Annotated in this window: 13 protein-coding genes; 11 read left to right on the top strand and 2 right to left on the bottom strand. The window is 48.7% G+C overall.

The features are described 5' to 3' along the window. Window positions 1-11 precede the first annotated feature (11 nt). Genes VRUMOI_RS18735 through VRUMOI_RS18725 form a run of 3 tightly spaced genes read left to right on the top strand, consistent with a single transcriptional unit; the run spans window position 12 to window position 2282 of the window. Complete coding sequence (locus tag VRUMOI_RS18735) at window positions 12-785, top strand: ParA family protein (RefSeq protein WP_110410732.1); 774 nt, start codon at window positions 12-14, stop codon at window positions 783-785. Window positions 786-788: 3 nt separating this feature from the next. Further along, on the top strand, window positions 789-1961 hold the full coding sequence (locus VRUMOI_RS18730) for a ParB/RepB/Spo0J family partition protein (protein WP_022635573.1): 1173 nt from the start codon (window positions 789-791) through the stop codon (window positions 1959-1961). Between the two features lie 48 nt (window positions 1962-2009). Continuing rightward, window positions 2010-2282, top strand: a complete 273-nt coding sequence (locus tag VRUMOI_RS18725; RefSeq protein ID WP_041982374.1) for a helix-turn-helix domain-containing protein — start codon at window positions 2010-2012, stop codon at window positions 2280-2282. Between the two features lie 52 nt (window positions 2283-2334). On the opposite strand, the gene VRUMOI_RS18720 is transcribed toward VRUMOI_RS18725, so the two are convergent. Together VRUMOI_RS18720 and VRUMOI_RS19335 are read right to left on the bottom strand one after the other, a co-directional pair. After that, window positions 2335-2970, bottom strand: coding sequence for an N-6 DNA methylase (locus VRUMOI_RS18720; RefSeq protein ID WP_071681499.1), 636 nt, complete (start codon window positions 2968-2970; stop codon window positions 2335-2337). Between the two features lie 87 nt (window positions 2971-3057). Beyond that, complete coding sequence (locus VRUMOI_RS19335) at window positions 3058-3201, bottom strand: hypothetical protein (protein ID WP_000939033.1); 144 nt, start codon at window positions 3199-3201, stop codon at window positions 3058-3060. A 319-nt stretch (window positions 3202-3520) separates the two neighbouring features. Here VRUMOI_RS19335 and VRUMOI_RS18715 point away from each other — a divergent pair, with 319 nt between their 5' ends. The 8 genes from VRUMOI_RS18715 to VRUMOI_RS18675 all read left to right on the top strand — a co-directional run bounded on the left by VRUMOI_RS18715 (window position 3521) and on the right by VRUMOI_RS18675 (window position 8903). Then, window positions 3521-3898, top strand: a complete 378-nt coding sequence (locus VRUMOI_RS18715; protein ID WP_071681497.1) for a hypothetical protein — start codon at window positions 3521-3523, stop codon at window positions 3896-3898. A 247-nt stretch (window positions 3899-4145) separates the two neighbouring features. Beyond that, window positions 4146-4817 (top strand): thymidylate kinase, encoded by a 672-nt coding sequence (locus VRUMOI_RS18705; RefSeq protein WP_089140456.1) that lies wholly within the window; start codon window positions 4146-4148, stop codon window positions 4815-4817. Continuing rightward, window positions 4810-5316: a hypothetical protein gene (locus VRUMOI_RS18700; RefSeq protein ID WP_071681493.1), complete on the top strand. Its 507-nt coding sequence runs from the start codon at window positions 4810-4812 to the stop codon at window positions 5314-5316. The genes VRUMOI_RS18705 and VRUMOI_RS18700 overlap by 8 nt, the downstream gene beginning before the upstream one ends. Before the next feature lie 5 nt (window positions 5317-5321). Then, window positions 5322-5633, top strand: coding sequence for a hypothetical protein (locus VRUMOI_RS18695; protein WP_071681491.1), 312 nt, complete (start codon window positions 5322-5324; stop codon window positions 5631-5633). A gap of 8 nt (window positions 5634-5641) precedes the next feature. Beyond that, window positions 5642-6142 carry a hypothetical protein gene (locus VRUMOI_RS18690; RefSeq protein ID WP_089140455.1) on the top strand — a complete coding sequence of 167 codons (501 nt, stop codon included), beginning with the start codon at window positions 5642-5644 and terminating at the stop codon, window positions 6140-6142. 3 nt (window positions 6143-6145) lie between these two features. Next, the gene (locus tag VRUMOI_RS18685) at window positions 6146-7375 is read left to right on the top strand and encodes a DNA cytosine methyltransferase (RefSeq protein WP_231897579.1); all 1230 of its coding nucleotides are present in this window, start codon (window positions 6146-6148) and stop codon (window positions 7373-7375) included. Window positions 7376-7572: 197 nt separating this feature from the next. Continuing rightward, on the top strand, window positions 7573-8277 hold the full coding sequence (locus VRUMOI_RS18680; protein WP_022635532.1) for a hypothetical protein: 705 nt from the start codon (window positions 7573-7575) through the stop codon (window positions 8275-8277). Between the two features lie 8 nt (window positions 8278-8285). Beyond that, window positions 8286-8903, top strand: coding sequence for a hypothetical protein (locus VRUMOI_RS18675; RefSeq protein WP_022635533.1), 618 nt, complete (start codon window positions 8286-8288; stop codon window positions 8901-8903). Window positions 8904-9129 lie beyond the last annotated feature (226 nt).

The following is a 9129-nucleotide window of genomic DNA, read 5'->3' as shown; positions in this document are numbered from 1 at the left end:
ATGGCAAAGTAATCAGCTTCGCCAACCAGAAAGGCGGGGTGGGGAAGAGTACCCTCTGTATCCAACAGGCCTTTTATCTGGCGTTACAGAAGAAAAAGAAAGTGCTGGTCTTGGATATGGATGGTCAGGGGAATACATCCTCTCGACTGGCCCCCAGACGAGAGCTGGAGGATGGAGACTATGAGCCTATCCTAACTGGAACAAAAACCGCTGAGCTGTTCGCTTACGAGCTGGACGGCATTGATGTTATGCACTGCCCTTGTGGTGCTGACCTTATTCATACACCGAAAAACGATCCGGATTTGTTTGAAATGGAGGCTGTGCCTCTCGATCAAGCAATGAACCCGGCTCGCCATTTGGCTGCTCTTTTTGAGAACTATGACTACGTGCTGATTGATTGTCCGCCTAGCCTCGGCAGAAAGCTGGTGGCTGCGTTGGTCATGTCCACCCATGTGGCATGTCCAGTGAAGCTATCAGGTTTTGCTGTTGACGGTGTTGAAGGTCTTTTAAATACAATAATTGGTGTTCGAGAAGCGTATAACTCTGAGTTGAACATTCTTGGAATTATTATAAATGATATGGATGGATCAGTTAATCACGCTAAGTCTTTGCATAAGTTGGAAAAAGAAATACCAGATTTTTTATTTAAAAACAAAATTATGCACCGTCCACCATTAGATACAGCAACCACGGATGGGATACCTGTTTGGGATCTGCGTTACGGACATGTCGCGGCCAGAGAGGTTGAGGCGGTGTTAGAAGAAATTTTAGAGAAGGTGGGCTAAACGATGGCATTAAATAATTTGAGAGGCCTGTCGGATCTTGCTAAAGCTGCCAAAGGCAAGAAAGGTAAAGAAGTTCTTACTGTGCCAGTTGACGACGTTGTTTCCAAAGTCCAGGTGCGTAAGCGCTTCCGCAACATTGAAGAGTTGGCAGCGACTATGCTAACCGAGGGGCAGCAGTCTCCTATCATCGTGTTTCCTAAGAATGAGGAAGGAAAGTTCGTCATTCAGAAGGGGGAGCGACGTTGGAGAGCATGTAAACATGCAGGTATTGATACTATCGATCTGGTTGTCAATGATAAGGTCCAGAATAATCTGGACGAAACTGCTGGTGAGTTGATCGAAAACATCCAAAGAGATGACCTAACGCCGGTAGAAATAGCCGAGGCATTGAATCTGTTTATTGAAGACGGTTGGAAGCAAAAAGACATTGCTGATCGCCTCGGGAAAAACATCACTTTCGTATCTACGCATTTGTCATTGCTAAAACTACCAGACTGTGTGCGCGAGTTGTATGATAATGAAGTATGTTCTGATACAGAAACCTTGAATAATCTTCGTCTTTTGTTCGATATGAACGAAGAACGCTGCCGTGCTGTCTGTGCTGTGGCTATGTCTGACGGGATCACCCGGAAACAAAGTCGTGAGCTTCTGAACGATGCCAAGCGCATCAAAGAAGAAATGGAAAAAGGCCCTCTGACTGGCTCCGGCCACAATGATGAACCTGGTGATGGAAATACCGATGACCAAACCCTAAACTCAAATGGGAATGGTACGGAGGAGCAACTGGGTAATACCGAGCAGAACCATAACCAGAATGTGTTGGAAGACGGTTCAGACCGTGATGGTCTGAATGACGATGATTTGGACCCTTTGCTCGATGAAGAGGACAAAGAGCCTGTCCAGCAGCCTATTAACAGCGGAAAGAACAAAGATGAAGGTGGTGATGCTCTTCCTCCTCTGCCGAAGGACAAAGAGTGGAAGAATGTCCGAGCCGACAGTTTGGTTATTGCTGTCAACGTTAACCTGGATGGTGAAACTAAACGCGGAGTCATCATGACAGACCGTGTGGCTCTGGTTCCATCTACTGTCTGGGTCAAAACGCTCGATAGTGAAGGAAAGGAAAAGCATGTTCATGTGCCTGTGTCAGACATTGAACTCCTTAGTGTCGAAGGCTAACAAAGGAGGCCCAGCCAAAAAGGGTGGGCCTGTCAAGAACAGGTGAATATGAAGATCTCGCAGGACATGAAGAGAAAATTTGCTTTGGTGAATGCCCTGTCTAAAACGGAGAAGCCAAGTCTCCAGGACCTTCACAAGGCGACAAATATTCCTGAATCAACAATCAAGAGGCAGTTGGCTGCTTTGCGTGATGAGTTCGGAATGAACATTTTATTCGTCAGGGAGTCAACCGGCGAACGAGGTGCCACCGGCTACTACATACTGACAGATTGGGGGATCTTAGACAGGTCTTCGTTCTTGAACCGGTACGGAAAGCTGTAAGGTGCCATAGAGCAGAGTAATGAATGGAAAACCCGCCATCAGGCGGGTTTTTTTATGCGGCCACGGTGGCGGCGGATGCTGGAGGTTTCTCAGCGTAGTAGGCGATATTCCTGGTTCGTCTGCTTAGGGTGTCTATGCCGACGATACTCAGAGTTTTTGGCGTGGCATCACGGGACTCGAAATAATGAAAGAGCTGGAGCATACAGCACTTCACCATTAATGGATCAATGTCTTCCAGGTAGATTGAGGTTTCGGCTAAGGCCCCTGGGCCTTTGTTCTCGATCAGGTTTTCCATCCAGTGAATGGCGTTGACGCCAGAGCCACAGCAAGGCTCATAGAAGTCTGCCGAAGACTGTGAGCCAACAATGAGTGACAGCAAGCGGCCAATCTCTGGAGGGGTGGGGAAGTAGTTGGTGCCTTTCTTGTGGAAGCCAGACATGCTGAGGACGTAGCCAAGAACATCGCTTGTGGGATCGCGCTTCATTGCCGCAGACAGAACATGGGAAAGCTCGAAGGCGACCGGCTGTAGTTCCTCTGGGATCTCCTCCTTGGCTGGGTATAGGCCAGTCTGCAAATAAGCCCATTGGTCGATAAAGGCCTCAACAAACTGAGAAGTGCCCATTCTGTAACGGGACTGCTCAATGAGTGATAAAGCCTTGGATGTAAGTTGCTGTGTTTCTGGTGACATAAGCTCTCCAGTTTGTTCTGACGAAACATTCAAGAGGTAGAAACGAAGAACCCCGCCGAAGCGAGGTTCTTAGCTTTCCTGATTGCCTTAGTGCCGAAGCAAAGACGTCTTGATAAAGTCGGGACAACCGGACATTTCCCGGTCGATGAAGTCCTGACGTTTCGCCAGCGGCCATTTCATGAACGCCGCGAGCGGGATGCGCTTATTCGTGTTAGTATTGCCTTGCAGCATAACAAAGCTCCTTAATAGCTTGATTGTGTTGTAAGGGCTGCAACGAAGGTAGAAGAGCGATGCGGCCCTTATTTGTGATTATTACAGCATCATAAAATAATATCAAGAGACAATAAAACGATACTAAGAATAATGAACTTTCACATGTGAAAGTATTCAAATCCCCAATCTAGCGTGATCCCCACCTCCAAATAACTTGTTCTTCTTCCCAAAATGGGCGTGTCAGCGTCCCATTTAAAGTAATTGTTAGTGAGATATTGACTACACGAAATATGCCTATATCATAAGGTCATAAAATGATGCTATGAAAGTGAGCGATATGCGAAAGACAGCAAATCATCTCCGTTTGAAGAAACCTTGCGCCAACTGCCCATTCCGAAAGGAAGGGGCTATCGAACTTGCCCCTGGTAGGTTGGAAGGCATCATCAACGACATAGTTGAAAACGATATGACGACGTTCCACTGCCACAAAACCGTGCATTCAAAGTACGGTGGTGAATGGGATGAAGAGGGCAACTATGCACCTTCGGGACAAGAGTCGATGTGTGCCGGTGCGGCTGCTTATTTGATGAAAATGGGTAGGCCAACAGTGGCTATGCGGATAGCGTTTGCTTTTGGTGACGTAAAGGTGTCCGACTGGGACGAGGCTCAAGCGCTGGTTATTGAACCGTTGGTGCTGGGGAGCGGAAATGAGTAAGCAATACGCGGTAGTGCCGCATCCAAAACTGAAACGAGAGTACAAAGGTAGACTGGTCAGAACTACGCGGGAACTGAAAAATGGTTGGGGAATGATTCCTCTAGGGGCAGTAGCAACTGTCTCGCACCAGTCTCCCAAGGGATCAGAGCTGGTTTTTGAGCCATGTGATTGTTGCGGTCTGAAAGCTGTCATCAGTCATGTGGGTATGGACTCCATTGAATTTATCGAACCGATTACAGAGGAAAAAATGGACGAGAAAAAACTCAACATTGAAACGGTAGATGGGCACAACGAGCTGGTAGTCAGCTTTCTATCCAGAATGGTAAGCCTGAGCCGTGAGGAAAAACAGGTTGTATTGTCCTGCCTTCCTGATACCGGCAAACAAACAATCACCCAGCTCTATGAGGCGCTGCGTTCTCAAGGACACAAGGACCTCGCTGAGAAAATTGCACCATACCTTCAACAGGGGGTGTTTGGTCCAATCTTCGATAACGCGAATTCTAAGGTGTTCATTCGGGACGAAGCGCCTTCTTTCTTCATGGATGAGAATTCTCTGAACTGGGATGAGGCTAAAGTATTCAACCGCCTCCGGATGAGAGCTACTGTTTCTGGCCGTGGTGGCTGGACTGTCGGTGAGCGCTTTGATGATCGCTTTGATACCGAAGTTGGTGGCACACAACTTATCGTCACCCAGTCGCTCAACGAGAAGGGCGAGATAGAAGGTGGCTTGCCTACCTCCATGTCGCTGAATGACTTTGCGGCGTTCCCAAAGCAGACAAGACCACCTCAAATAGTCGATTACCAAGAAGACAAGCGGTACACGCTTGAAGAAGCAGAAGCTATCCATGAACTTGCTCCAGTGGTTCAGCGACTTAGAGAACGTATTGCAGAGTATGAGGAGAGAAGTGTCCATGATTGATCTGACATGCCGCCTCTGTGCTGGCTCCGGTGTTTATGATTTTTCGCCTACCAAAGAAACCTGCGGGATGTGCCAAGGGCATACAAAATTTGTTGACGCAAAAGCAATGCTGGTGGCCGCTATCGAACTGGCAAAGAAGCAACAAGAGCCAGTCATTGAAGTCGTAATGGGGCTGGTGCTACATGGTGTAGATGTGAGGGGAAAGGAGCCGGGAGAGTTGTTTAAGGCGATTAAGGCCTTTAACGCCCCAGGGCACAACCTATTGCGATACGGGTGGGATGCGTGGGAGCTCTATGCCATCCATGAAGGTGTCAGTCCTGAACTTGCCTCTCTTGGACGGAGTGTTATGCGTGAGTGGTACAGCCATTCATGGGGCCGTTTCAGTGGTGAGGTAGGTTTCAACGCCGCTGACAGCATGATCAAACAGGCCAAAGATAATCCTGAAAAAGCAGAAGAGCGATGGTCGTTCCTGCTTAGCGAAGAGTGGATGGTGGAGTAATTGTCGTGACAGAACAAACCAATAAGAAATTGATGCTGGATGAATCTCCAGCCATCCCTCTGCAATTCAAGTGGAGAAAGTTTGGCTGTGCAATTTTTACGGCCACGCAAACAATGGAGCACATCAAGGAAGGGCGTAAGTTAGGGCCGACTCCTGCGGGAATGCTGCCTCAAGAAGAGTGGTTGAATCGTCTGATCGCTATGGAAGAGACTCTGCCACGAGGGAAGTTTTTTGACAGATTCCGCTGCTGTGATAAGAGCGAGCAGTATGACCTCGCCGCCCAACATCTCCGCATAGTCGGACAGAAAAAACGATAGGGGGCCATATGAAAGCACAGGCATACCCACCATCGGTAATTCGGAAAGACGCTGTTTTGTATGCAGCCATTTATTACATTTCTGATGACGATAAAGCAAAGGTCGAAGTTACTCAGTGGATAGTTCGTTCCATTCAGAAAAAACGTAACTCAACTAGCGATCAGCGCTACGTCAATCTGGCCCAAAAGATAGATGGCGTTACCTGGGGAAAGAGATCCAGAAAGAACGGAGATTTTGGTTGGTTGCCATCTATACCAAGTTGGTGTTTGAAGCAATTCAGGGAAGGTTGCGAATTGCCGTTTAGTGTCTACACGACACGGTTGGCGGCACTCAAATTTGCGAAAGCCAGCTTGCAGGAAGAGGTCCAATACTGCGAGAACGAGCTGAAAAAGCCACAAACCGAAGAGGACACCCAGCAGCTTCAAGAGGAACTGACGGAGAACCAGAGACTTCTGAAAGCCGCTGCCTCAATGGTGAAGCGCGAGCAAAACAATAAGAAAAGAGGTTGACCGATGTTACCGATAGTCTCCCCTTGCGTAGTAACCAAACAACTTGCGTTCAATCGAGTAGGCGATAAGCGCAAGGTTAGGGTTTCGTCCAACTTTTTGGATGTTATGGGGTTCAAGCCAGGCATGGGCATCGCCGTTGAGCCGGGGGAGAGGATGGGCGGTTTTTCGGTGATCCCAGCGTCTGATGAACTACAGACACACCAGGTTTATCAGCGTCGGTATCAGCCAAAGAGTCGCTCCAATAACCCACTGGAAACCGTCATTGAGTTTTCGGGGCAAGGGCTCATAGATAAGTGTTTCCCTCGCTATACAGAGCGTTTCCGCGTCGAAATGCGGAAAGGCCGAGTAGTCTTCACTCCTGTCGCAAACAGAGCCTTTGCTATTGCTGATCGATTCAGAAAAACCAGCCCTTTTCGTGCTTTTGTGGCATTAACTGGTGGGGTAGACATTCATGTTATGGAGTCACTTGGATGGAAGGCTGAGATTGTTTTGGAGCATCGTCCAGTAGAAGCCAGAGACAGGGCATCCGGGCGGAATCTGAGTGAAGTACATGCGCTTAACACGCTGGTGAACAGTTCCCCGCGTATCTTGCTTAATGAAGACATTCATCATCTGGAGCTGGATCGCCTCGGTGCCTTGCTTGAGGAATGCCCACCAATTGGCTTGGCTCACTATTCACTGGGTTGTGACGACCACTCGAACGCAAAGAGCCCAAAAGACAAGGAGCGTTCTCTTCAAGATCTCTCCACTATGCTCGACATGGTTTATCCGGCATTGAAACAGATCGAGGTAGTAAACCCTGCGGTCGTGCTGGTGGAGAACGTCCCAAATTTCAAATCATCAGGAGCTGGTGCGATGATGGGAACCACTCTGCGGCGTATGGGGTACTTCCTTACTGAGATGGTTTTGAACGGTCTTGATTTCGGGGCTTACCAGGGACGAGAGCGCTATTACATGGTGGCGTCGGTATTCCCCGGATTCGTTCCGCCGAAACCTCAGCAGAGAGCTGGTGGACGGCTGTGGCCCGTGATCGAGAAACACCTTGGAGATTGCACAGACGTGACAGGGTTAAAGTCAATTCAGGCCAGAGAGTCAACATCTCGTAGGATGCCAGCATTCTTGACGAGAGAAAGTATCAGTTGCCCGACCATTCTCAAGTCTCAGGACCGTGGGGTCAAAGACGCAGTGTACATCCAAGACGGCGGACGCATTTACAAGCCATCGGTCGATTAGGTTCAAGAGCTGATGTCGATTCCTGAGAGCTTTGATGTGTCGTGGATGGCAAAAGAACAAGCGACAGAAACGCTTGGGCAGAGTGTGGATTACAGATTGCATTCAGCGGTCATGTCCGCAGTTCGGGATCACCTGAATGTGAATTGCGGTCGCCATACCGTGGTGCAGCACGGTATCAGAAGTAAGGAAGGTAGATAATGGCAGTCATTTACTACGGCGAGGGAACCCATGATGCCGGTTTCGTCGGGTTCCGTGTCGCACGAACAGTTGGCGTGGCGGATGATTACCGGCAGGAATATTTCTCCTTGAGAGAGTATTCCTACGCCACCGCTCACCGGCTGGCCTACAGCTTGGACCGAAAGTGGGAAGCTGAGGCAGAAGAGGTCAAGCGCCAAAACAAGACTTGTAAGCGGCGACGCAACTCCGGGCCAAACATCATTGCTGATGGGTTGAGAGCTTACATCGGTATCGAGAACAGGAGTCGGATGGGGGGGAAGAGAACCTACTTTACACCTTGTTTTCTCGTCACAAAGCCAGGTTACGGCAATGGGGATATTGCTTTCCGGGTTTCTACTCATGGCTACAATGAAGCCTATGAAAAGGCGGTGGAAACGTATTGTGAGATCCACAACCTTACAGACGAGCAGTATGTTGAATTGCTTGACCGTATGCCGAGTAAAGAGGTGTTCACTGGCTACCTGCTGGATGCTCTTCTAATGCGCGGCCATCGCGCTACAAAAGCAGAAATACTGAGTAAGTTGGGTTCAGTGGAAAATGAAGGGTTATCGCCAATGGCAAAGGGGAAAACGGCCCGAACAGAATTCGTGGCCCAGAGTATCGGTGGGCGTAATAATCAAGCCACCAGCTATTTGGTCGAGAAGAACATGAATTTATACAAATAGGAGACACTATGTTTTTTGGTAACAATGCAGGGGATCATACGTTCTTTATGGGAACAAGTGGAAAAGGTAAATCTGTCTTTTCCGAACAAGCCCGGAAAAATGCGAGGCAGCGCGGTGATTTGCTGGTGGATACTGAAATGTTCCGTGAAGGCCGAGGGTTGAAACCATACGAGCATGAGTATGCTCGTCGCTTAGTTCTGGGGCTAAGTGGACCGTTGCCGCGTGAACTGCGTGGGAAGCCGGTGACAGTTATCTCTGATGTGTCCAGGCCAAAAAAGGTAAAACGTCAGCCAAAGCACATTGTTAAAACCGTGAATGGAGTCATCCTTGAACGCCAATTGGTGGCTGATGCCAGAGAACAGTTGGAGATGCAAACAGGTGTCAGGCTCAAACAGCCGCAGCTCATCGAGCTGATGGAGGAATCGGGCATAGATGAAACTCTAGCCGAGTTTGGTGAGGCTGAAACACAGATCAGAGAAATGCTGGCGGATGCGTTGGCTATGAAACTGGTGGGTCGCTCATGGCCTACGTGTGGAGCCCTTTACAATGCGGCAGATAAGTCAGACGTCAGTTTTGCCGCCGAACTTGATGTTGCTGCCAAAGAAGCTGGATACACGATTCGTTAATAGGATTTAGCGTGAAAAGTATAGATCGCCAAAGTTGGCTCGTTAAATTCAGGCGAGCGAAGTGTCAAGAAACCTTAGATACCATGAGGGACGCGGCCATTCGCAACTACGAGGGAAATATTCGTGTTATTGCGGATATTATACTGGCTCATGAGACAAGAGAGACTGAAATTGAAAAAGGAGTATTTTGCCGGGTGCCTCGATGCCCCAGTTTTACTCCAGGAAG

The organism is Vibrio rumoiensis (assembly GCF_002218045.2).
Lineage (GTDB): Bacteria > Pseudomonadota > Gammaproteobacteria > Enterobacterales > Vibrionaceae > Vibrio > Vibrio rumoiensis.
The sequence above is the reverse complement of the archived record's forward strand: the minus strand, read 5'-3'. Positions and strand labels throughout refer to the sequence as shown.

What these genes read in the sequence shown, in the direction of transcription:
- VRUMOI_RS18730 (WP_022635573.1), top strand. Translation starts at nt 789, where the DNA reads ATGGCATTAAATAATTTGAGAGGCCTGTCGGATCTTGCTAAAGCTGCC.
- VRUMOI_RS18725 (WP_041982374.1), top strand. Translation starts at nt 2,010, where the DNA reads ATGAAGATCTCGCAGGACATGAAGAGAAAATTTGCTTTGGTGAATGCC.
- VRUMOI_RS18720 (WP_071681499.1), bottom strand. Translation starts at nt 2,970, where the DNA reads ATGTCACCAGAAACACAGCAACTTACATCCAAGGCTTTATCACTCATT.
- VRUMOI_RS19335 (WP_000939033.1), bottom strand. Translation starts at nt 3,201, where the DNA reads ATGCTGCAAGGCAATACTAACACGAATAAGCGCATCCCGCTCGCGGCG.
- VRUMOI_RS18715 (WP_071681497.1), top strand. Translation starts at nt 3,521, where the DNA reads ATGCGAAAGACAGCAAATCATCTCCGTTTGAAGAAACCTTGCGCCAAC.
- VRUMOI_RS18705 (WP_089140456.1), top strand. Translation starts at nt 4,146, where the DNA reads ATGGACGAGAAAAAACTCAACATTGAAACGGTAGATGGGCACAACGAG.
- VRUMOI_RS18700 (WP_071681493.1), top strand. Translation starts at nt 4,810, where the DNA reads ATGATTGATCTGACATGCCGCCTCTGTGCTGGCTCCGGTGTTTATGAT.
- VRUMOI_RS18690 (WP_089140455.1), top strand. Translation starts at nt 5,642, where the DNA reads ATGAAAGCACAGGCATACCCACCATCGGTAATTCGGAAAGACGCTGTT.
- VRUMOI_RS18685 (WP_231897579.1), top strand. Translation starts at nt 6,146, where the DNA reads ATGTTACCGATAGTCTCCCCTTGCGTAGTAACCAAACAACTTGCGTTC.
- VRUMOI_RS18680 (WP_022635532.1), top strand. Translation starts at nt 7,573, where the DNA reads ATGGCAGTCATTTACTACGGCGAGGGAACCCATGATGCCGGTTTCGTC.
- VRUMOI_RS18675 (WP_022635533.1), top strand. Translation starts at nt 8,286, where the DNA reads ATGTTTTTTGGTAACAATGCAGGGGATCATACGTTCTTTATGGGAACA.